Below are 21,672 nucleotides of genomic sequence, written 5' to 3'. Positions count from 1 at the left end.
AAAATCTCCTGTTCACCATGAAACGCTACCCAAGCATCCCTCATGGTCAAATTATATGGTATTTGTGCGTTTAAGGTCACATGTTCTGTCTTAACGATGCAGAAATCATAATAACAGCCAGGTTAACCAACTTTAAACGAACTATTCAGCGGATCCACTTAATTGACATTGCGCACGCGCTTTCAGGGGAAAAACGTGAATGAAGCGTAGCATTGACTGCGCGTTTGTGATGGAGTGTTGACGCAACATTATGCTTAAAAAAGGAACATGTATGAAATCGGGCCGTTATATTGGCGTGATGTCTGGCACCAGTCTTGATGGTGTCGATGTAGTACTGGCGACGATTGATGACACGATGGTGGCTCAACAGGGGAGTCTCACCTGGCCGATGCCTGTGTCCCTTAAACAGGCGATTCTCGATATCTGTCAGGGACAATCCCTGACGCTCTCTCAGTTTGGTCAGTTGGATGTCCAGTTGGGCAAGCTGTTTGCAGAGGCGGTAAACGCGCTGCTGGCACAGGAAAAACTGCGCCCGCAAGACATTGTCGCCATCGGCTGCCACGGGCAAACCGTGTGGCATGAACCTGGCGGCGTTGCGCCGCACACGCTACAGATTGGCGATAACAACCAGATTGTGGCGCGTACCGGTATCACGGTGGTTGGCGATTTCCGCCGTCGTGATATTGCGCTGGGCGGACAGGGCGCGCCACTGGTGCCCGCATTTCATCAGGCGCTGCTCGCGCATCCAACTGAGCGAAGAATGGTGCTCAACATTGGCGGTATTGCGAATCTGTCGATGTTGATTCCAGGGCAACCCGTTCGTGGATACGATACCGGTCCTGGCAATATGCTGATGGATGCCTGGATCTGGCGGCAGTGCGGTAAACCCTATGATAAAGATGCGCAATGGGCCTGTGGTGGGACGGTGATTATTCCGTTGCTGCAAAACATGCTCAGTGACCCCTGGTTCTCGCTACCGGCACCGAAAAGTACCGGACGGGAATACTTCAACTATGGCTGGATTGAACGTCAGATGACGGCGTTCCCGGGGATTAGCCCGCGAGATGTTCAGGCGACGCTGACGGAACTGACGGCGGTAACCATCTCCGAGCAGGTGCTGCTGAGCGGAGGGTGTGAGCGCCTGATGGTCTGCGGCGGCGGCAGTCGCAACCCGCTGTTGATGACACGCCTGGCGGGACTGCTGCCGGGAACCGAAGTGACCACCACCGATGAGGCTGGGATTAGCGGCGATGATATGGAAGCGCTGGCGTTTGCGTGGCTGGCGTGGCGTACGCTTGCCGGTCTTCCGGGCAATCTGCCCTCGGTCACCGGTGCCCGCGAAGCGAGTGTGCTCGGTGCTGTTTTCCCCGCCAACCCGCGAACTCAGAGTTAACTGAATTTTTCTTTCGTCTTCTGCCGTTACACTGTGGAGATTAAGGAGGGTGAATTCACCCTCCCGGACCAGGAAAGTCTTCAGGATACGTCTATGAAAAAACTGTTACTCATCTGTTTCCCGCTTATGCTGTCCGGTTGTAGCGTCTACAATCAGTTTGTTGAGCGCATGCAAACGGACACGCTGGAATACCAGTGTGATGAAAAACCGCTGACGGTGAAATTGAATAATACCCGTCAGGAGGTGAACTTTGTTTATGACAACAAACTGCTCAATCTGAAGCAGGGCATCTCGGCGTCAGGCGCGCGCTATACCGACGGAATTTATGTGTTCTGGTCGAAAGGCGACGGTGCGACCGTCTACAAACGTGACCGTATCGTGCTGAATAACTGCCAGTTACAAAACCCGAAGCGTTGAGATTTCCAGCAGGGCGGCGCACAATAGCGCCACCCACTGACAATCCGTAGCGAGCACCATGTCTGATAACGACGAATTGCAGCAAATCGCGCATCTGCGCCGTGAATATACCAAAGGCGGTCTGCGCCGCCGCGATCTTCCCGCTGAGCCGTTAACCCTTTTCGAACGCTGGCTGGCTCAGGCATGTGACGCCAGACTGGCGGATCCCACCGCCATGGTCGTGGCGACCGTTGACGAAAATGGCCAACCTTATCAGCGTATTGTGTTGTTGAAACACTACGATGAAAAAGGTCTGGTGTTCTATACCAACCTTGGCAGCCGCAAAGCGCATCAAATCGAAAAAAATCCACGGATCAGCCTGCTGTTTCCCTGGCATATGCTGGAGCGTCAGGTGATGGTGACCGGCAAAGCCGAGCGCTTATCGACGCTGGAAGTGGTGAAGTATTTCCACAGTCGTCCACGTGACAGCCAGATAGGTGCCTGGGTCTCGAAACAGTCCAGCCGCATTTCCGCGCGCGGGATCCTCGAAAGCAAATTCCTCGAACTGAAACAGAAATTCCAGCAAGGTGAAGTGCCGCTGCCCAGTTTCTGGGGCGGATTTCGCGTCAGCATTGAGCAGATGGAGTTCTGGCAGGGCGGTGAACACCGACTGCATGACCGCTTTTTATACCAGCGTGAAAATAACGCATGGAAAATTGACCGTCTCGCGCCATAAACCCGGAAAATTGTTGTTTTAAGCGCTAGCGCTGTGTGCGCCAGCGCTTTATTCTATAGAGCTTTCGCGTCTGGCGAAAAGTCGTGTACCGGCAAAGGTGCAGTCGTTTTATACATGGAGATTTTGATGGCAAGCAGTAACTTGATTAAACAATTGCAAGAGCGGGGGCTGGTCGCCCAGGTGACGGACGAGGAAGCGTTAGCAGAGCGACTGGCGCAAGGCCCGATCGCGCTCTATTGCGGCTTCGATCCTACCGCTGACAGCTTGCATTTGGGGCATCTGGTTCCATTGTTATGCCTGAAACGCTTCCAGCAGGCAGGTCACAAACCTGTGGCGCTGGTCGGCGGCGCGACCGGTCTGATTGGCGACCCGAGCTTTAAAGCCGCCGAGCGTAAACTGAACACCGAAGACACCGTTCAGGAGTGGGTAGACAAAATCCGTAAACAGGTTGCTCCGTTCCTGGATTTCGACTGCGGCGAAAACTCCGCTATCGCGGCGAACAACTATGACTGGTTCGGCAACATGAACGTGTTGACCTTCCTGCGCGATATCGGTAAGCATTTCTCTGTAAACCAGATGATCAACAAAGAAGCGGTGAAGCAGCGTTTGAACCGTGACGATCAGGGGATCTCCTTCACCGAGTTCTCCTACAACCTGTTACAGGGTTATGATTTTGCCTGCCTGAATAAACTGCATGGCGTGGCGCTGCAAATCGGGGGTTCCGATCAGTGGGGTAACATTACTTCCGGGATCGACCTGACACGTCGTCTGCATCAGAATCAGGTCTTCGGTCTGACCGTTCCGCTGATCACTAAAGCCGACGGCACCAAGTTCGGGAAAACCGAAGGCGGCGCAGTGTGGCTGGATCCGAAGAAAACCAGTCCGTACAAATTCTACCAGTTCTGGATCAACACGGCGGACGCCGACGTGTATCGTTTCCTGAAGTTCTTCACTTTCATGGACATTGAAGAGATCAATGCGCTGGAAGAAGAAGACAAGAACAGCGGCAAAGCGCCGCGTGCCCAATATGTGTTGGCCGAGCAGGTCACGCGTCTGGTGCACGGTGAAGAAGGTCTTATCGCGGCGAAACGCATCACGGAGAGCCTGTTCAACGGCACGCTGAGCGATTTGAGCGAAGCGGACTTCGAACAGCTGGCGCAGGATGGCGTACCGATGGTTGAAATGGAAAAGAGCGCTGACCTGATGCAGGCGCTGGTAGATTCCGAACTGCAACCGTCTCGTGGTCAGGCGCGTAAAACCATTGCGTCAAACGCGATCACCATTAACGGTGAGAAGCAGTCAGATCCGGAATACACCTTCGTCGAAGGCGATCGCCTGTATGGCCGCTACACGCTGCTGCGTCGCGGTAAGAAGAATTACTGTCTGGTGTGCTGGAAGTAATCGAAAGTCAGCAGGGGCGTGGGAAACCACGCCCCTTTCTATTTTCAGGGTTGTGGTAAGCAAAAAATGAAGAATATTCTCGCCATCCAGTCCCACGTTGTTTTTGGGCATGCTGGCAATAGTGCTGCGGAATTCCCGATGCGCCGCCTCGGTGCCAACGTCTGGCCCCTCAATACGGTTCAATTCTCTAATCACACGCAATACGGCAAATGGACAGGCTGCGTCATGCCGCCATCACATCTGACCGAGATCGTGCAGGGCATAGCTGATATCGATCAGCTGAAGCGCTGCGATGCCGTGCTGAGCGGTTACCTGGGTTCTGCCGAGCAGGGCGAGCATATTCTGGGGATCGTGCGTCAGGTGAAAGCGGCCAACCCGGCGGCGAAATATTTTTGTGACCCGGTGATGGGACATCCGGAGAAAGGCTGCATCGTCGCCCCGGGCGTCGCCGAATTTCATGTTCGTCACGCGCTGCCAGCAAGCGATATTATTGCGCCGAATTTGATTGAGCTGGAAATCCTCTGCGAACACGCGGTGAACAGTGTGGATGACGCCGTTGTCGCCGCCCGCGAGTTAATCGCACAGGGACCGGAGATCGTGCTGGTAAAACATCTGGCGCGTGCGGGTTACAGTCAGGATCGTTTTGAAATGCTGCTGGTCACTGTTGATGACGCCTGGCACATCAGCCGTCCGCTGGTGGATTTCGGCACACGCCAGCCGGTCGGCGTTGGCGATGTGACCAGCGGGTTGCTGTTAGTGAAGTTGTTGCAGGGGGCGACAAACCAGCAGGCGCTGGAGCATGTCACTGCGGCGGTGTATGAGATTATGATTGCCACCAAAGCGATGCAGGAATATGAACTACAGGTGGTTGCCGCACAGGACAGGATCGCTCAACCAGAGCATTACTTCAGCGCCACACAACTCTGACCCACTTGCCGGATGAGGCGTCTACCGCCGCCATCCGGCACAATTCGCTTATTGTAACCCTTCAGCTTTCAGCGCCGCCGCAACGCCTGGACGCTCAGCCATGCGCTTCATATACGCCGCGATATGCGCTAACCCATCCATATTGAGCTTCACCGCGTATGCCCAGCGCAGTACGGTGAAAAGGTAGGCATCTGCGATAGTGAAACGCGATCCGCATATCCACTGTCCCTCTTTGAGGGAAGCATCAACGTACTGCATCTTCTTCTCCAGCAGCGCACGAACGGTCGGTTTGTACTCTTCCGGGGTATCAGGGCGAAACAATGGGGTGAAGCCTTTGTGCAGCTCAGTTGCAATGTAGTTAAGCCACTCAAGCGTCTTATAGCGCGAGATGCTGCTCACGGGCGCCAACAACTGGCGGTCAGGAACGCTATCGGCGAGGTATTGCATAATCGCCACGCCTTCGGTTAACAGCGTGCCGTCATCGAGCAGCAGGGCGGGAACCTGTCCTTTCGGGTTGACCGCGAAAAAATCATCACCGTTTTCCAGACGCTTCTTCATCAAATCCACACCATCCAGCGTGAAATCTTTCCCACTCTCGCGAAGGGTAATATGGGAAGCAAGAGAGCAGGCGCCTGGCTTGTAGAACAGTTTCATCGATAACTCCTTTCAACTGAGGTTTAACGTATCCTGGTTCGGGTTCAGGCAAAAAAAAAAGCTGCTAACGCAAAGTTAGCAGCTTCATTACGCGTTTCCCAGAAATTTACGCGGTAGCGGTCTTGGACGCTTTCTCGCCTGGTTCGTCGTCCTGAGTCATGCGGTTCAGTTTCGGCGCCGTCAGCAGCATCAGAACAGCGATCACTGCGGTCGCCACGCCAATCTGCAGGAACACGCGACCATACACTTCCAGAGACATCAGCGGATCGGTCACATTTTCAGGAACCGCCATCATGCTGGCGACATAACCGCCAATGATGTTGGCACCGGCGGTGGTCAGGAACCAACTGCCCATGATGAAGCCCATCAGACGCTGTGGAACCAGCTGTGCCACCATGGCCAGACCCAGACCGGAAATCATCAGCTCACCGATACTTTGCAAGCCGTAGCAGATGATCAGCCAGTTAACGGAAACGATACCCGCATCGGTCGCGAATTTTGCTCCCAGCGGCAGGATCAGGAACGCGCCAGAACACAGCACCATACCAATGGCAAACTTAGTTGGCATCGGCAGGGTGTCACCCATCTTGTTATAGATAGCCGCGAGGATAGGGCTACCAATGATGATCCAGAACGGGTTCAGCGCCTGATACTGTTCAGGTTCGAATGCAATGCCAAGAATAGAGTGCTCAACGTTACGAATAGCGAAGAAGTTCAGCGACGTCGGCATCTGGCTATACAGTACGAAGAAGATGATCGCTTCCAGCATCAGAATGAAGGCCACAATCATTTTACGACGAGCGGCACCCTGCATGGCGAACGCTTCTTTACCGAAGATAAAGACGATACCAAGTGCGATCACGCCCAGCACCATACGTGCGATTTGTTGGTTATGCAGCAGCCAGGTCGCAATTGCGATCAGCGCGACAACACCGACGATGGTCAGCAGCAGGTTGCGGATGTTGATAGGTTCGAAGTCAGGTTTAGAACCGTAGTTTTTCACCCAACGCTGGCAGAATGCGAAGTTTACTACGGTTATCAGCATACCGACGACGCTCAGCGCGAACGCGGTGCTCCAGCCGTAATGCGCGGCCAGCCACGGTGTTGCCAGCATAGAGAAGAATGAACCGATATTGACGGACATGTAGTACATCGTAAAGGCGCCATCAAGACGCGGGTCATCTTTCGCATAGCAGGTCGACAGCAGAGAGGATGGGTTAGCCTTAAACAGACCATTACCGACGGCAATGGCGGCCATCCCCATATAAACGACACCGGCGTCGTGTCCGGACCATGCCACCAGTGCATAGCCGATAGCCAGTACCACCGCACCGAGCATAATGACGCGCTTGGTACCCAGAACTTTGTCACCTAACCAGCCACCAATGGCGACCAGACCGTAAACCAGGGCGCTAAAGGATGAGAAAAGAGTGATTGAATCCGCTTCAGACATACCCAGTTGTTTAACCAGGTAAACGGCCATAATTCCTTGTAAGCCGTAATAACCGAAACGCTCCCAGAGCTCAATCGAGAAGATGAGATAGAACGCCTTCGGTTGTTTGAAAGCGTTAAGACTGACGCTTTCCGTTGGTTTCTTGTTTGCAGTAGACACTTTAACCTCTTTTTTTACATCCCATATTAACGGGGGTGTTCTGTCACGTGATACCTCTTGGGTAGCCGTGAAATTGTTATAGTGGGAGGGGAAACGGCGAGTAATGTTCACTATCTTGCACTTTCAGACAAGTCTTTTGTAATACTCTGTTACATATATATTGAATGGTGGATTCCACGGGGTGGATAAATGTTATCTAGCGTTAAATTTTATTAATTGAGTAATGGCAGTTTATTACGCTGTCACGTTGCCCTGGAAATGGCTGTATGGCGATATGTTCTGCTATTTGTCGGTTAATGCAGTGATAAAGCCCAGTATCTAAAAAATAGCCAGTGTAATGTTTTGTGTATAAAAACTGACTCATTGTCATCTGAATGCAAAGTTAACCAAAATTAACAGAAAAATTTACATAGAGTTATCACTATGATCGAGATCACAATTGGATAGAAATTTTCGTTATTAAAAAAAGGATTAACCTGAATAAGTGCTTATAGCCAGGATGAATCATTTGTATAAGACGTAGAAAGCGGAATCATTGACGGATTGGGGAGAAAGAAGCAGAGGATAACAAAAAGTGATGGCTGGACAATGTTACCAGCCCCTGGCGGTCAGATATCCACCTTCTCTTTGAATTCACAGAGATCTTCAATGATACAGGAACCACAGCGCGGCTTACGGGCAATACAGGTATAGCGCCCATGCAGGATAAGCCAATGGTGGCAGTCGACCTTAAATTCCGCGGGAACCACCTTCAGTAATTTCTCTTCCACCTGCTCAACGTTTTTGCCCGGTGCAAACTGGGTACGGTTACAAACGCGAAAGATATGCGTGTCGACGGCGATGGTTGGCCAGCCGAAGGCGGTATTCAGCACAACATTCGCCGTCTTGCGGCCCACGCCCGGCAGCGCCTCAAGCGCCGCACGATCTTCTGGCACCTCGCCATGATGCTGCTCAAGCAAAATACGGCAGGTCTTAATCACGTTCTCGGCTTTGCTGTTAAACAGGCCGATCGTTTTGATGTAGGACTTGATCCCTTCAACGCCGAGCTCCAGCATGGCGGCGGGGGTATTCGCAACCGGATAGAGTTTCGCCGTGGCCTTGTTCACGCTGACATCCGTCGCCTGCGCCGACAGCAGCACCGCGATCAACAGCTCAAAGGGGGAGTTGAAGTTCAACTCGGTGGTCGGATGCGGATTGTTCGCGCGTAATCGGGTTAATATTTCTAACCGCTTTGCTTTATTCATGAGGCATTCCCTGGTTCACCGGAGGGCAACTCCGTCGCGACTGCCGCACTGGCGCGGCGCTTTTTCATCTTTTCATCAATGAGATATTTCACCGCCAGCATGAGTCCCAACCCAATAAATGCGCCAGGCGGTAACATTGCCAGCAGGAAAGGAGAGTCGGTGTGGAAAATTTCCACGCGCAGCACCTTTGCCCAGTTGCCGAGCAGTCCGTCCGCCCCGTCAAACAGCGTGCCATTGCCGATTATTTCGCGCAGGGAACCCAGCACAAACATAGCGCCGGTTGCCCCCATCCCAATGGAGAAGCCGTCCAGCGCCGACAGCGCCGGACCCTTTTTGGCGGCAAAGGCTTCAGCGCGTCCCACCACAATGCAGTTGGTCACGATCAGCGGGATAAAGATCCCCAGTGACTGGTAAAGACCAAAGGCATAGGCGTTGATCAGCATTTGTACCGCACTGACCACCGAGGCGATGATCATCACGTAAATCGGGATACGAATTTCGGCTGGCGTCCAGCGGCGCAGCGCGGAGATAGTCAGGTTGGTCAGCGTCAGCACCAGCGTGGTGGCAAGCCCCAGCCCGAGGGCGTTGGTGGCAGTCGAGGTGACCGCCAGCAGCGGGCACATCCCCAGCAGTTGCACCAGCGCGGAGTTATTTTTCCACAATCCCTGAACGATGACGTCTTTAATTTCACTCATGACTTACTCTCCGCAGGCCGGAAGTTGAGGCAGTTGCGCAGGCAGCGTTTGGGCATACAGCCCTGCACGCTTGACGGCATTGACCACCGCGCGCGGCGTAATCGTTGCCCCGGTAAACTGATCAAAATCTCCGCCATCTTTTTTCACGGCCCAGTGGCTGTCGTTGTCACCCTGAATCTTTTTACCGCTGAAACCGGTTATCCAGTCTGACAGGCGCAGTTCAATTTTATCGCCCAGCCCCGGCGTTTCATGGTGTTCCGTTACCCGGGTGCCCAAAACCGTGCCGCTGAAGTCGGCACCGACCAGCAACTGAATGGCGCCAGAATAGCCATCCGGCGCCGTTGTCTCAAGCACGGCCGCCACGGGCGTACCGTCCTGCTCCGCAATATAGACGCGATGCTCGCCTTTCCCCAGTGCGGGCGCGCTGACCACGAAGCAGCGATCCTGCAAACGGTTATTATAGCGATCGGCAGGCAGAACCTGATCAAACAGCGCCTTTTGCTGAATGGCCGCCTGCTCATCAATGGTGGTTTTGGTCATCAGGTTGATGGCGGCAGTCAGTCCGGTCGACCCCGCCGCAAACAGCGCCAGGGTGATGCCATGTTTACGAATCGTTTTCAGCATGGATTATCCTTTGCGGTGTCCGTACACGCGCGGACGCGTGTAGTAGTCAATCAGCGGGACCGTGATATTGGCCAACAGCACGGCAAAGGCCACGCCATCCGGATAGCCGCCGAAACTGCGGATTAACCACACCAGCAAGCCTGCCAGCGCGCCAAACACCAGACGACCGCGATTGGTCGTCGATGCCGTCACCGGGTCAGTCAGAATGAAGAATGCGCCAAGCATCGTTGCCCCGGAGAGCAGATGAATTTGCGGGGAGGCGAGCGTCTCAGGCGCAAATAGCCAACCCAGCATCGCGCAGACGGCTAATGAGAGCAGGAAGCTAACCGGAATATGCCAGCGAATAGCGTTTTGTTGCAGCAGAAAAACACCGCCAGCCAGCCAGGCCAGGTTGACCCACTGCCAGCCCGCACCGGCAAAGATGCCGCTGTAAATGGGGTATTGCATGATCTGCTCAACAGAATGACCGGCATGCAGGGACGTTTTGAAGGTGTCCAGCGGCGTGGCCTGGCTTATCCCGTCAATCCCCATGCGCAGCGTATGCATGTCGCCCCCGCCGGTGGTCTGTCCGGTAACGATTATCTGCAGGGCATCGAGCAGTCCTGGCGTTGTGGCGGCAATATCCTGTGGCGGTAACCAACTGGTCATCTGCACCGGGAAGGAGATAAGCAGCACCACATAGCCAATCATCGCCGGGTTGAACGGGTTTTGTCCCAGACCGCCATACAGCTGTTTGGCGATGATCACCGCGAATACCGTACCGAGGATCACCATCCACCAGGGCGCGAGCGGGGGAATACTGACGGCAAGCAGCAGACCGGTCAGTAGCGCGGAATTGTCCTTTAAAATCGCCACTACCGGTTGCTTACGTAATCTGAGCACGGCGGCTTCAGCCAGCAGCGCACTTGCGCAGGCGAGTACGATCTGCAACAGAGTTCCCCAGCCGAAAAACCACCATTGCACGGCAATTCCCGGCACGGCGGCAAGTAAGACCAGCAGCATAATGCGCGACGTTTGACGCTGATTATGCGTGTAGGGAGAGCTTGCGATTCTGAATACCATTTAATCCTCGTTAACAACCTGCTGCTGAGCGTCTCTTTTGGCTTTTGCCCGTGCTATTGCGACTTCGACGGCCGCTTTACGCGAGTCCACCGGTTTATCCGACGCGGCGGGTTTACTGCTGGCCTGCTGTTCCTGTTTGCGCGCCTTCGCGCGGGCAATAGCGGCTTCGACGGCGGCTTTACGTGGGTCCACCGGTTCATCAGACGCAGCGGGTTCGTTGCTGGCCTGCTGCTCCTGCTTGCGTGCCTTCGCGCGGGCAATAGCGGCTTCGACGGCGGCTTTGCGCGGGTCCACCGGTTCATCAGACGCGGCGGGTTTACTGCTGGCCTGCTGCTCCTGCTTGCGCGCCTTTGCGCGGGCAATAGCGGCTTCGACGGCCGCTTTACGCGAGTCCACCGGTTCATCAGACGCGGCGGGTTCGCTGCTGGCCTGCTGTTCCTGTTTGCGCGCCTTTGCGCGGGCAATAGCGGCTTCGACGGCGGCTTTACGCGGATCGGTGTCAGTAGCGGTGGCGTTCTCGGCCTGTTTTGCTCGCGCCAGCGCTTTACGCGCTTCACGAGCCGCAATCACCGCGCTATTGTCCGGCGTTTCACCCGCTTTAATCATTACCGGTTGCGTCGCCTGAGCCTGTTTCTCTTTAACGCGAGCCAGGGCGGCGGCAATGGCATCCTGATCCTTCGCCGCTGGCTGTACGGCGGCTTTCTTATGACGTTCCAGACGCGCGGCTTTCTCACGCTCCAGGCGAGCCTGACGCGCTTCGAAACGCGCTTTGGCTTCCGCCGCGCGCTTTTCTTCCTGGCTTATTGCATAAAGCTCAGCTTTTTCCTGACGGAAATATTGCACCAGCGGAATGTTGCTTGGGCAGACCCAGGCGCAAGCGCCACACTCAATGCAGTCGGCAATGTTATGCGCGGTGGCTTTGTCATGCTGCTGTCCTTTACTGAACCAGTAGAGCTGCTGGGGCAGAAGATCGGCCGGGCAGGCGTCGGCACAGGCGCTACAGCGAATGCAGCCTTTCTCTTCCTGCGGCTCGCCCATTTCCGTTGCCGACGGTGCCAGCAAACAGTTGGTTATCTTCACCACCGGGACATCGAGCCACGGCAGGGTGAAGCCCATCAATGGGCCGCCCATGATCACCATCTGATCGGCAGAAGGGCAGAAACCCGCATCATTAAGCAGATGGCGTACCGGCGTACCGAGTCTCGCCCAGACGTTACCCGGACGACTGACCGCTTCACCGGTGAGGGTCACAACGCGCTCGGTAATCGGTTCGCCGTCAATAATCGCACGTTTAACCGCATACGCCGTGCCGACGTTTTGCATCAGTACGCCGATGTCGGAAGAACGACCGCCGTGAGGAACCTGTTTTCCGGTCAGGATTTGGGTAAGCTGCTTTGCCCCGCCCGAAGGGTATTTCGTTGGGATCACGCGCAGCGCGATATCCTGCGAGCCGGCCAGCACCGCACGCAGCATTGAGATCGCCTGCGGTTTGTTATCTTCAATACCAATAAGGATTTCACGCGGTTGCAGAATATGCGCCAGAATGCGGATACCCTCGACGATCTGCGCCGCACAATCCTGCATCAGACGATCGTCGGCGGTGATATAGGGTTCACATTCCGCGGCGTTGATGATCAGCGTTTGAATTTTGTCGCCGCCGCCCTGCAATTTATTCCCGGTCGGGAAACCGGCTCCGCCCAGCCCGGCGACGCCGAACTGATGAATGCGGGCGATCAGGGCGTCGCGACTCTGCGAACGGTAATCCTGCCAGCCTTCACGCTCAATCCAACGGTCTTCACCGTCGGCATCAATGATTACGCTCAGCTCGGCTAATGCTGAAGGGTGCGCCGTCGAGTGGGGCGCAATCGCCACCACCGTCCCGGAGGTAGGCGCATGAACCGGGAGCATTCTTCCCCATCCACGGGTTAGCGGCTGTCCGCGCAGTACATGCTGCCCTTCGGTGACGCACAGTTCCCCTTCAGCACCGATATGCTGTTTGAGCGGAATAACGAAACGCTGCGCGAGGGGAACCTGGCGCAGCGGCGTGCCGTTTGACTGTGTTTTCATTTCCGGCGGATGGATGCCGCCGTTGAAATCCCAGATCTTATCTTTTCTGAAAGCAGAGAATAACTTAAGCATGGTGTTCCACGGGGATAATACGCACGGGGATCGTGTTCAAATCCCACTTCCAGTTGTCAGGCGTTTCGGCGACCGGACGCAGTTCAATGCAGTGAGTCGGGCAGGGGTCAACGCACAGATTGCAACCCGTGCACAAATCGCTCATCACCGTGTGCATGGCGCGCGTAGCGCCAATAATTGCGTCCACCGGACAGGCCTGAATACATTTGGTGCAGCCAATGCAATTAGCTTCATCAATTACCGCCAGCATGCGAACCGGCGCAACGTCTTGTTCATCGCCATCAATCGGTTGGGGATCGACGTTCAGCAGTTCCGCAATTTTCAACATGACCGCTTCGCCGCCGGGCGCACAGCGGTTAATTTTTTCGCCCTGGCCACCAATCGCTTCCGCGTAGGGGCGACAGCCAGGATAGCCGCATTGCCCGCACTGGCTTTGCGGCAGAATTTCATCAATCTTTTCAACGACAGGATCATCCTCCACCGCGTAACGACGGGAGGCATAACCCAGGATAGCGCCGAACACCAGACCCAGCAGGCTCACGGCGGCAACGGCAATCCAGATAGCATTCATTACAACTTCACCAAACCACTAAAGCCCATAAAGGCCAGAGACATTAACCCGGCGGTAATCAGCGCAATGGCGTTACCGCGAAACGGAGCAGGCACATCCGCGACGGCGAGACGCTCGCGAATCGCCGCAAACAGCACCATCACCAGTGAGAAGCCGACAGCGGCGGAAAAGCCGTACAGTGCCGACTGCAAAAAGTTGTGGCCGAGATTGATATTCAACAGCGCCACACCGAGAACCGCACAGTTGGTGGTGATAAGCGGCAAGAAGATCCCCAGCAGACGATAGAGCGCCGGGCTGGTTTTGCGCACCACCATTTCGGTAAATTGCACCACGACCGCGATAACCAGAATAAAGGCCAGCGTACGCAGATAAATGAGATCGAGCGGAATCAGGATCCAGGTGTCAATCAGCCAGGCGCAGATTGAAGCCAGCGTCATCACAAACGTGGTCGCGAGCCCCATCCCCATCGCGGTTTCCAGTTTTTTGGAAACGCCCATAAAGGGACAAAGACCCAGAAACTTAACCAGTACAAAGTTATTGACCAGTACAGTTCCGACAAACAGCAGCAGGTAATCAGTCATTTTTCGGCCTGAAATAAAAAAGCCGCCTATTATCTGACAATCTACAGCAGGCGACAACAGGTTAACTGTAGGGTTATTACGGATTCACAAAGGTGGTTTTCACACGTACTGAGCGCTTGAAATAGGGCACTAACAGTGCCGCCGCCAGCAGCGGAAATAGCAACTGGCGTACCGCGAGTGCGTCGGGTACTGGTGAAAAAGCAAAGGCTTTAACCGCCAGCAAGACGGAGACCAGTAGCCAGATAATATAATGTTTCGGAACACTGCGTCTGCGCTTAAAGAACGCAATCGTCAACCACAGGGTGTAATACCACATGGCGATCGCGGTGAGAAAAGAGACGCCCCACAACAGCAGATTGCCGGTACTTTGCTCTGCCAGCATCGCAAACGTTTTGGGAGAGGCGAGTGCTGTAGCATACAGAAACAGGGCCAGCGAGGCACTCAGCAAGGCGACTAAAAGCCAGGCCAGCGGGCCCAGTAACCAACCGCCAATGCGCTGTGCCGGTGTTGTGGTCATAAAATCTCCGGAATTGCCATATGTACCGTTCTTTTTGGGGCGGTTATTATAAAGCTTTTACCGGCAAGCGCTACTTTCTTATTGCACGTAGCGCCAGACTGATTTCGGTACCTGGCCAACATCAAAAAGGCGACCGCCGGAGACCAGTTCAGCGCGACGGTGATCGGCAGCGCGATACATATTGATAATGTCCTGGTCATCGGTAAGGGTGTAGTGCAGATGGTCAAACAGTTTTTCCAGACTTTCGAGCGAGCTAATTTTGCGAAATTTTAATAAATAATCCTGAACAGTCATAAACAGGGATCCCTATTATAAAAATAAAGCCTACGAGTCGTGAACGTAAATAAACCTTTCCGGCGAAAAGAACCGGCAGGCAAATGTCAACAAAGTATTTTCTTAAGTGGTGTTTGACGTGTCAGACGACACCAGAGCGAAGGGTAACGCGCTTCGCTATGACTGGCAATACGCGCAGAGGCAGGAAGCCGCACAATCCGCTTTTTCAGATAATTTTTACGGCTTTTTCTGCAATCAACAGGGGAAAACAGACCTTCCAGGCGACATACGTCGCCTGGCACACTATTTCTGCTGAATAGCGGCGGTCGGTTCGGGAGGCTGATAATTATCAATATGATTAGCGACGCCGAGGAGGACCACAGAAACTGCGAGAACCACCCAACCTGTTAATTGAATAAGACGATCGATGACTGACGACATTTGCGTTGATTTATCCTTAAATACAGGCAGCAGATGTTACTTAGCAATAATTATCCCGGCAAGTGTTTTGGGAACGATTTCAGTGACTTTATATCGACAAAATGCGCGAAAGTGACATTTATTTGACTTAAGTTAAATAACGACCTTTCTTGCGGCGGGGTGAGTAAACTATTGTTAGTGGTTTATGGATAGTGTGAAATAGTCAGCAGACTGAAACGAGAGGCAGAGATATGAGTGACAACATCCGTGTAGGACTGATTGGCTACGGATACGCCAGTAAAACGTTCCATGCTCCCCTGATTGACGGCACACCGGGACTGGAGCTGGCGGCAGTATCCAGTAGCGATGCAGCGAAAGTGAAGGCGGACTGGCCTTCCGTGGCCGTTGTCTCTGAGCCGAAGCATCTGTTTAATGACCCCAATATCGATCTGATTGTCATTCCTACCCCCAACGATACCCACTTCCCGTTGGCCAAAGCGGCGCTGGAAGCCGGCAAACATGTGGTGGTGGATAAGCCCTTCACCGTGACACTGTCACAAGCTCGTGAGCTGGATGCGCTGTCGCGCAGCCTGGGACGGGTGCTTTCTGTTTTCCACAATCGCCGCTGGGACAGTGACTTTTTGACCCTGAAAGCGATGCTGGCAGAAGGCGTTTTGGGTGAGGTCGCCTATTTCGAATCGCATTTCGATCGCTTTCGTCCGCAGGTGCGCGACCGCTGGCGTGAGCAAGGGGGGCCGGGGAGCGGTATCTGGTACGATCTGGCTCCGCATCTCCTTGACCAGGCGATCAATTTGTTCGGCCTGCCTGTCAGCATGACGGTAGATTTAGCGCAGTTGCGTCCGGGGGCGCAGTCAACGGACTACTTCCATGCCACGCTTTCCTATCCACAGCGTCGGGTTATTTTGCACGGTACGATGCTGGCCGCGGCGGAATCGGCACGTTACATCGTGCATGGTTCGCGCGGCAGCTATGTGAAGTATGGTCTTGATCCGCAGGAAGAGCGCCTTAAAAGCGGGGAACGTCTGCCGCAGGAAGACTGGGGTTATGATATGCGTGATGGCATCGTCACACGCGTTGAAGGCGAAACGCGGGTGGAAGAGACCTGGCTGACCGTGCCGGGGAATTATCCGGCGTATTATGCCGGGATCCGCGACGCGCTGAATGGTAACGGCGAAAACCCGGTACCGGCGAGCCAGGCCATCCAGATCATGGAATTGATTGAGCTGGGCATTGAGTCGGCGAAGCATCGTTCGACGTTATGTCTTGCCTGATGTCTTAAAGGCCCGATGAAATTCATCGGGCCTTTATCTTTATGCCGTTGCGACTTTTTCACGCAGCGCCTGTTTTTCCGCTGCGCTCAGGAAGGCGCTTTCCAGCCCGTTGATCTGCGCCTGACGAATCTGCTCACGGCTCAGTCCCGCTGCCGGTGCCGCGACCGTATATTCGTGAATAATATCCACCCCCTGGACCGCCGGGTCGTCAGTGTTCAGGCTGGCGAGGATGCCGTGCTCCAGGAACGTCTTCAGCGGATGGACGGATAACGACGGCACGGTGCTGGTCTGAATATTTGACGTCAGACAGGATTCGATTCCAATACGCTGTTCAGCGAGGAAATCCATCAGCGCGGGATCCTCTACCGCTTTTACGCCGTGACCGATACGTTCCGCACCCAGTTCGCGAATGGCCTGCCAGATGCTTTCCGGACCGGCGGCCTCACCGGCGTGCACCGTAATATGCCAACCGGCATCACGGGCGCGGTTGAAATGGGACAGGAACAGACTGCCGGGGAAGCCCAGTTCATCACCGGCAAGGTCGAGGGCGGCTATCCGATCGCGGTGCGCCAGCAGTGCTTCCAGTTCTTGCAGGCAGGCGGCTTCGCCGAAGGTCCGGCTCATGATGCCGATCAGTTGCGCCTGTACGCCAAAGGTTTGGCAGCCTTCACGCACGCCGGCAATCACGGCTTCAACCACGCCAGCGACCGGCAGCTGATGCGTCATTGCCATGTAGCCTGGGGAAAAACGCAGCTCAACATAGTGCAGGCCATTACGCGCGGCGTCTTCGATGTTTTCAAAAGCCACGCGGCGACAGGCGTCAAGGGAGGCTAAGACCTTTACGCCCCAGTCCAGTTTCGACAGAAAGCTGACGAGATCGGGTTCTGTGGCTGTCACCTGCACATGAGGGATCAACGCTTCAAGGGTTTGTGCGGGGAGGGGCAAATTGAACTGGCGGCCAAGATCCAGAATGGTTTGTGCCCGGATGTTTCCATCAAGGTGGCGATGAATGTCAGTTAACGGCAGGGAAGTATCAATCATGGTCGCACTCATTATTCGAATATAAAAGTGCGCTCTATTATAAAAACAAAAGCAGGGGAAAAGCTATGTAGCGCAATGATTAATTCCATTGCGCAACAGGCTGTCAGCGTATTGAGCGGATTGCGTTAATTAACCCGTTCACCCCTTTTTCCAGTTTTGAACGGGGACAACCGGCATTCAGGCGCACAAAACCGCGTCCTTCATCACCGTAGGTGTAGCCGGGCATGATGGCGACTTTTTCCTGCTGAATCAGCGCATTCTGCAATGCGCTATCGTCAACGTTCAACGCCCGCAGGTCAATCCACGCGAGATAGGTCGACTGGGGTATCTGCCAGTTGAGTTCAGGAAATGCGTGGTTCAGCGTATCCGCAACGTAGCGCAGATTGTCTCTGAGATACTCCCGCAGCGCATCCAGCCACGGCGCACCCTGTTCGTAGGCTGCAATGTGCGCAGTCAGCGCCAGCACGGCGGGAGACGACAGGCCATCGCGGCCTTTTAGCGCACTCAGATACGCATCGCGACTGTCAGCGTCTTCAATCAGTCCCCAGGCGCCGGTCAGCGCCGGAATGTTGAAGCTCTTGGAGGCGGACGTGAACAGCGCCCACTGGTCGCGTGCTACGTTGCTCCAGGGAATATGCGGCTGTTCGCCCCAGACCATATCCATATGAATCTCATCAGATATCACCCGCACGCCGTGACGCTGGCAGCGTTCCGCCATCGTCTCCAGTTCTTCGCGCGTCCAGACTTTACCTGTTGGGTTATGCGGACTGCACAGCAGCAGAATTTTACTTTCCGGGCGAGCCAGCGCCGCATCCAGTTTGTCCATGTCGCAATGCCAGCCGCCATTTCGCTGCTCCAGCGCCACCGGCACAACGTGGCGCTCATTGCCTTCGATGGCCTTATAAAAGGCGTCATAGGCCGGGTTGTGAAGCACCACACCGTCGCCGACAGAAGACCACTGGCGGATGAGCTGCGACACCATATAGATTACAGAAGGGCCATACACCAGCGACCCGGTATCAATGGGCGTGTTGTGACGCCGGGCAAACCAGTGGGCGATCGCGCTGAGAAACGCATCATTCTTCCAGCGACTGTAGCCCAGCACACCATGTGCGAGGCGCTGATTTAGCGCCTCCAGGATGCAGGGAGCCGTCGCGAAATCCATATCAGAGATGGTAAACGGCAGCAGGTCGGCGGTACCGAAACGATCGGCCACGTAATCCCATTGCGTGCACCACGTACCGTGACGGTCGACAACCTGTGAAAAATCAAACATGCGCGTGTCCTTATGCCTGAACCGTATTCATCAGGCCTGCCATTTCGTCTTTAACCGACTGGACCTGCGGGCCAATCACCACCTGTAGGTTATGCTGATTCAACTGCACAACGCCAATGGCTCGGTTGTCCTTCAGCGCCTGCACGTTCACCTGCGACATATCTTTAACAGAAAGACGCAGGCGGGTAATGCAGTTATCCAGACTGACGATGTTATCAGCACCGCCCAGCGCGGCCAGAATAGCAGGAACGTTATAACCCGATTTTCCCGGCGTTCCGGCAACGGCTTTTTCGAGCGTGCTGGCGATTTCACTGTCACGACCCGGTGTTTTGAGGTTAAAGCGGGTGATGGCGAAGCGGAAGATGGCGTAGTACACCACGAACCAGACCGCCGCCACGACCGGTACCAGATACCACTTGGTCGACAGCCCGTGCAGGATCCCAAACACCACAAAGTCGATAATATTGCCGTCGGTATTACCGATAGTCACACCCAGTACCGACATCATGGTAAAGCCCAGACCGGTCAGTAACGCGTGAATGACATAGAGCACCGGCGCGACAAACAGGAACAGGAACTCCAGCGGTTCAGTCGTGCCGCCAACGACGCAGGCAATCAACCCTGAGATCAGCAGTCCTTTGATCTTGTGACGGTTCTCCGGACGTGCGCAATGGTACATCGCTAACGCTGCACCCGGCAAGCCGCCGAGGAACGCCGGCATTTTACCCTGTGACAGGAAGCGGGTGGCGCTTTCCGAGAAGCCCTGCGTGGTCGGGCAACTCAACTGTGCCTGGAAAATAGTCAGTGCGCCGCTCACCGAATGACCGCACACTTCCTGGGTGCCACCGGCGTCGGTAAAGCGAATCAGCGCCACCAGAATGTGATGCAAACCAAACGGCAACAGCAGGCGTTCGCCCGTACCAAACAGCATTGGACCAAAGTCACCCGCGCTGTTAATCATATGGCCCAGGCCGCTGATTCCCATCGCGAAAACCGGCCACACCAGCGGGATCACCAGACCGACCAGACCCATCACCACCGAGGAGACGATCGGGACAAAGCGGGTGCCGCCGAAGAACGCCAGCGCATCCGGCAGGCGGATGTTATGGAAACGCTCGTGCAGCATCCAGACGATGATACCGGCGATTACCGCGCCGAGGATCCCGGTGTCGATGGACTGGATGCCGAGGATATTCTGGATGTTATTGGCTTTCAGTACTGCCGCATCGGTGGTTGGCAGAATGCCTTTCGCGGTCAGCCAGAAGTTGACGGCGAGGTTCATTACCGCGTAACCGACAAAACCGGCGAACGCCGCAACGCCTTTGTTTTCGCGCGCCAGTCCGAGCGGGATAGCAATACAGAACATCACCGGCAGGAAACTAAAGGCGAAGGAGCCCACTTTGCTCATCCAGGTAAAGATGGCCTGTAGCACCGGATTACCCAGTGCCGGAAGCAGGGTGATCACATCGTGGCTGCTTAACGAACTGCCAATCCCGAGCATAATCCCGCAAAACGAAAGCAGTGCCACGGGCAACATAAACGTTTTCCCCAACTGCTGGAAAAACTCCCACAATGTAATTTTTGGTGTTGTCTTCGCCGTCATCTAACGACTCCTTGTGCAAATCCATTGGTAATGAGCAAATTTGAGCAAGAAGATAAAACGTTTTACCATTTTTTAGTGCGGTGAAAGTCACATTATCAGCGGATGATTACGCGTATAAATATAAGTTATAGATAAAACGTTTTATCTGTCACATTATCAGGGAGTCCGGCGTTTTTATGGCTATAGCCAAAAAAATCACTATTCACGATGTCGCCCTTGCGGCAGGTGTCTCCGTCAGTACGGTTTCACTGGTGCTCAGCGGCAAGGGTCGCATTTCAACCGCCACCGGCGAACGGGTGAATGCGGCAATAGAACAACTGGGTTTTGTGCGTAACCGTCAGGCCTCGGCGCTACGGGGTGGGCAGAGCGGCGTGATCGGACTGATTGTCCGCGATTTGTCGGCGCAGTTTTATGCGGAACTGACGGCGGGACTAACGGAAGCGCTGGAAGCACAGGGGCGGATGGTGTTTTTACTGCATGGCGGTCAGGATGGTGAACAACTGGCCCAGCGCTTTGCCATGTTACTGAATCAGGGCGTTGACGGGGTGGTGATCGCCGGGGCGGCTGGCAGTAGCGACGACCTGCGCATGATGGCGGAAGAGAAGGGCATTCCGGTGGTTTTTGCCTCGCGGGCCAGCTATCTGGATGATATGGATACCGTGCGTCCGGACAACATGCAGGCCGCGCAACTGTTGACCGAGCATCTGATTCGCCACGGTCATCAGCGCATCGCTTGGCTGGGTGGGCAGAGTTCTTCATTAACGCGTGCGGAACGCGTCGGCGGCTACTGTGCGACGCTGCTGAAATACGGTTTACCGTTTCACAGCGACTGGGTGATGGAGTGCGCGTCCAGCCAGAAGCAGGCCGCCGAGGCAATCGGCGCGTTACTGCGGCGCAATCCAACCATCAGCGCCGTGGTGTGCTACAACGAAACCATTGCGATGGGGGCGTGGTTTGGTCTGATGCGGGCGGGGCGGCAGAGCGGTGAAGTGGGGGTCGATCGCTACTTTGAACAACAGGTCTCGTTAGGCGCCTTTGCTGACGTGGCGGAAAACGCACTGGACGATTTGCCGATTGTCTGGGCGACGATACCGGCCCGGGAAATGGGGTACAGCCTGGCGGAGCGCATGCTGCAACGTCTTGCACACGAAGAGAGTCACTCCCGTAATCAGACGCTGTCTGCGCGGCTGGTGGTGCAAAAATAAACCCCTCCGT

The 21,672-nt window shown here is 54.9% G+C and carries 22 protein-coding genes; 7 read left to right on the top strand and 15 right to left on the bottom strand.

Going from position 1 to position 21,672, the window contains the following annotated elements; translation table 11 throughout:
* Nucleotides 1-271 precede the first annotated feature (271 nt).
* The 5 genes from anmK to pdxY all read left to right on the top strand — a co-directional run bounded on the left by anmK (nucleotide 272) and on the right by pdxY (nucleotide 4,853).
* Entirely contained in the window at nucleotides 272-1,393 is a 1,122-nt protein-coding gene (anmK, locus tag QQZ17_RS07470; RefSeq protein ID WP_152404825.1) for an anhydro-N-acetylmuramic acid kinase, read from the top strand.
* 93 nt (nucleotides 1,394-1,486) lie between these two features.
* Nucleotides 1,487-1,810 (top strand): C-type lysozyme inhibitor, encoded by a 324-nt coding sequence (gene mliC, locus QQZ17_RS07465; RefSeq protein ID WP_044254665.1) that lies wholly within the window; start codon nucleotides 1,487-1,489, stop codon nucleotides 1,808-1,810.
* 58 nt (nucleotides 1,811-1,868) lie between these two features.
* The gene (gene pdxH / locus QQZ17_RS07460) at nucleotides 1,869-2,525 is read left to right on the top strand and encodes a pyridoxamine 5'-phosphate oxidase (protein WP_046480507.1); all 657 of its coding nucleotides are present in this window, start codon (nucleotides 1,869-1,871) and stop codon (nucleotides 2,523-2,525) included.
* Nucleotides 2,526-2,651: 126 nt separating this feature from the next.
* Nucleotides 2,652-3,926 (top strand): tyrosine--tRNA ligase, encoded by a 1,275-nt coding sequence (gene tyrS / locus QQZ17_RS07455; RefSeq protein ID WP_152404824.1) that lies wholly within the window; start codon nucleotides 2,652-2,654, stop codon nucleotides 3,924-3,926.
* A gap of 66 nt (nucleotides 3,927-3,992) precedes the next feature.
* Complete coding sequence (gene pdxY / locus QQZ17_RS07450) at nucleotides 3,993-4,853, top strand: pyridoxal kinase PdxY (protein WP_152404823.1); 861 nt, start codon at nucleotides 3,993-3,995, stop codon at nucleotides 4,851-4,853.
* A 48-nt stretch (nucleotides 4,854-4,901) separates the two neighbouring features.
* On the opposite strand, the gene gstA is transcribed toward pdxY, so the two are convergent.
* The 12 genes from gstA to blr all read right to left on the bottom strand — a co-directional run bounded on the left by gstA (nucleotide 4,902) and on the right by blr (nucleotide 15,254).
* Entirely contained in the window at nucleotides 4,902-5,507 is a 606-nt protein-coding gene (gene gstA, locus QQZ17_RS07445) for a glutathione transferase GstA (RefSeq protein WP_152404822.1), read from the bottom strand.
* 106 nt (nucleotides 5,508-5,613) lie between these two features.
* The gene (dtpA, locus tag QQZ17_RS07440) at nucleotides 5,614-7,119 is read right to left on the bottom strand and encodes a dipeptide/tripeptide permease DtpA (RefSeq protein ID WP_152404821.1); all 1,506 of its coding nucleotides are present in this window, start codon (nucleotides 7,117-7,119) and stop codon (nucleotides 5,614-5,616) included.
* A gap of 608 nt (nucleotides 7,120-7,727) precedes the next feature.
* The gene (nth, locus tag QQZ17_RS07435) at nucleotides 7,728-8,363 is read right to left on the bottom strand and encodes an endonuclease III (protein WP_152404820.1); all 636 of its coding nucleotides are present in this window, start codon (nucleotides 8,361-8,363) and stop codon (nucleotides 7,728-7,730) included.
* Complete coding sequence (locus QQZ17_RS07430; RefSeq protein ID WP_046480516.1) at nucleotides 8,360-9,058, bottom strand: electron transport complex subunit E; 699 nt, start codon at nucleotides 9,056-9,058, stop codon at nucleotides 8,360-8,362. Before QQZ17_RS07430 ends, nth begins: the two co-directional genes overlap by 4 nt.
* 3 nt (nucleotides 9,059-9,061) lie before the next feature.
* Nucleotides 9,062-9,682, bottom strand: a complete 621-nt coding sequence (gene rsxG / locus QQZ17_RS07425; protein WP_152404819.1) for an electron transport complex subunit RsxG — start codon at nucleotides 9,680-9,682, stop codon at nucleotides 9,062-9,064.
* A 3-nt stretch (nucleotides 9,683-9,685) separates the two neighbouring features.
* Complete coding sequence (rsxD, locus tag QQZ17_RS07420; RefSeq protein WP_152404818.1) at nucleotides 9,686-10,744, bottom strand: electron transport complex subunit RsxD; 1,059 nt, start codon at nucleotides 10,742-10,744, stop codon at nucleotides 9,686-9,688.
* Nucleotides 10,745-12,883, bottom strand: a complete 2,139-nt coding sequence (gene rsxC / locus QQZ17_RS07415; RefSeq protein WP_152404817.1) for an electron transport complex subunit RsxC — start codon at nucleotides 12,881-12,883, stop codon at nucleotides 10,745-10,747.
* Nucleotides 12,876-13,454, bottom strand: a complete 579-nt coding sequence (gene rsxB, locus QQZ17_RS07410) for an electron transport complex subunit RsxB (protein WP_152404816.1) — start codon at nucleotides 13,452-13,454, stop codon at nucleotides 12,876-12,878. The genes rsxC and rsxB overlap by 8 nt, the downstream gene beginning before the upstream one ends.
* Nucleotides 13,454-14,035, bottom strand: coding sequence for an electron transport complex subunit RsxA (gene rsxA, locus QQZ17_RS07405; RefSeq protein ID WP_005121199.1), 582 nt, complete (start codon nucleotides 14,033-14,035; stop codon nucleotides 13,454-13,456). Before rsxA ends, rsxB begins: the two co-directional genes overlap by 1 nt.
* A 76-nt stretch (nucleotides 14,036-14,111) precedes the next feature.
* Nucleotides 14,112-14,552 carry a DUF2569 domain-containing protein gene (locus QQZ17_RS07400; RefSeq protein WP_046480527.1) on the bottom strand — a complete coding sequence of 147 codons (441 nt, stop codon included), beginning with the start codon at nucleotides 14,550-14,552 and terminating at the stop codon, nucleotides 14,112-14,114.
* Between the two features lie 78 nt (nucleotides 14,553-14,630).
* Nucleotides 14,631-14,846: a transcription modulator YdgT gene (gene ydgT, locus QQZ17_RS07395; protein WP_012905703.1), complete on the bottom strand. Its 216-nt coding sequence runs from the start codon at nucleotides 14,844-14,846 to the stop codon at nucleotides 14,631-14,633.
* A gap of 282 nt (nucleotides 14,847-15,128) precedes the next feature.
* Nucleotides 15,129-15,254, bottom strand: a complete 126-nt coding sequence (gene blr, locus QQZ17_RS07390) for a division septum protein Blr (protein WP_284554128.1) — start codon at nucleotides 15,252-15,254, stop codon at nucleotides 15,129-15,131.
* Nucleotides 15,255-15,496: 242 nt separating this feature from the next.
* Between blr and QQZ17_RS07385 the strand changes: the two genes are divergently transcribed.
* Nucleotides 15,497-16,537 carry an oxidoreductase gene (locus QQZ17_RS07385; protein WP_152404814.1) on the top strand — a complete coding sequence of 347 codons (1,041 nt, stop codon included), beginning with the start codon at nucleotides 15,497-15,499 and terminating at the stop codon, nucleotides 16,535-16,537.
* A gap of 39 nt (nucleotides 16,538-16,576) precedes the next feature.
* Here QQZ17_RS07385 and add read toward each other — a convergent pair whose 3' ends face one another.
* From add to malX, 3 genes are all read right to left on the bottom strand, one after another.
* Nucleotides 16,577-17,578, bottom strand: coding sequence for an adenosine deaminase (gene add / locus QQZ17_RS07380; protein ID WP_152404813.1), 1,002 nt, complete (start codon nucleotides 17,576-17,578; stop codon nucleotides 16,577-16,579).
* A 103-nt stretch (nucleotides 17,579-17,681) separates the two neighbouring features.
* The gene (locus QQZ17_RS07375; protein ID WP_152404812.1) at nucleotides 17,682-18,854 is read right to left on the bottom strand and encodes a MalY/PatB family protein; all 1,173 of its coding nucleotides are present in this window, start codon (nucleotides 18,852-18,854) and stop codon (nucleotides 17,682-17,684) included.
* Between the two features lie 10 nt (nucleotides 18,855-18,864).
* The gene (gene malX, locus QQZ17_RS07370; protein ID WP_152404811.1) at nucleotides 18,865-20,457 is read right to left on the bottom strand and encodes a PTS maltose transporter subunit IICB; all 1,593 of its coding nucleotides are present in this window, start codon (nucleotides 20,455-20,457) and stop codon (nucleotides 18,865-18,867) included.
* A 176-nt stretch (nucleotides 20,458-20,633) separates the two neighbouring features.
* On the opposite strand from malX, the gene QQZ17_RS07365 reads away from it, so the two are divergent.
* Nucleotides 20,634-21,662, top strand: coding sequence for a Mal regulon transcriptional regulator MalI (locus QQZ17_RS07365; RefSeq protein ID WP_152404810.1), 1,029 nt, complete (start codon nucleotides 20,634-20,636; stop codon nucleotides 21,660-21,662).
* The last annotated feature ends 10 nt before the right edge of the window (nucleotides 21,663-21,672 follow it).

This window comes from Citrobacter sp. T1.2D-1, assembly GCF_950098555.1.
In the GTDB taxonomy this organism is placed as follows: domain Bacteria; phylum Pseudomonadota; class Gammaproteobacteria; order Enterobacterales; family Enterobacteriaceae; genus Citrobacter_A; species Citrobacter_A telavivensis.
Note: the sequence above shows the minus strand (reverse complement) of the source record. Positions and strands in the feature narration are given on the sequence as shown.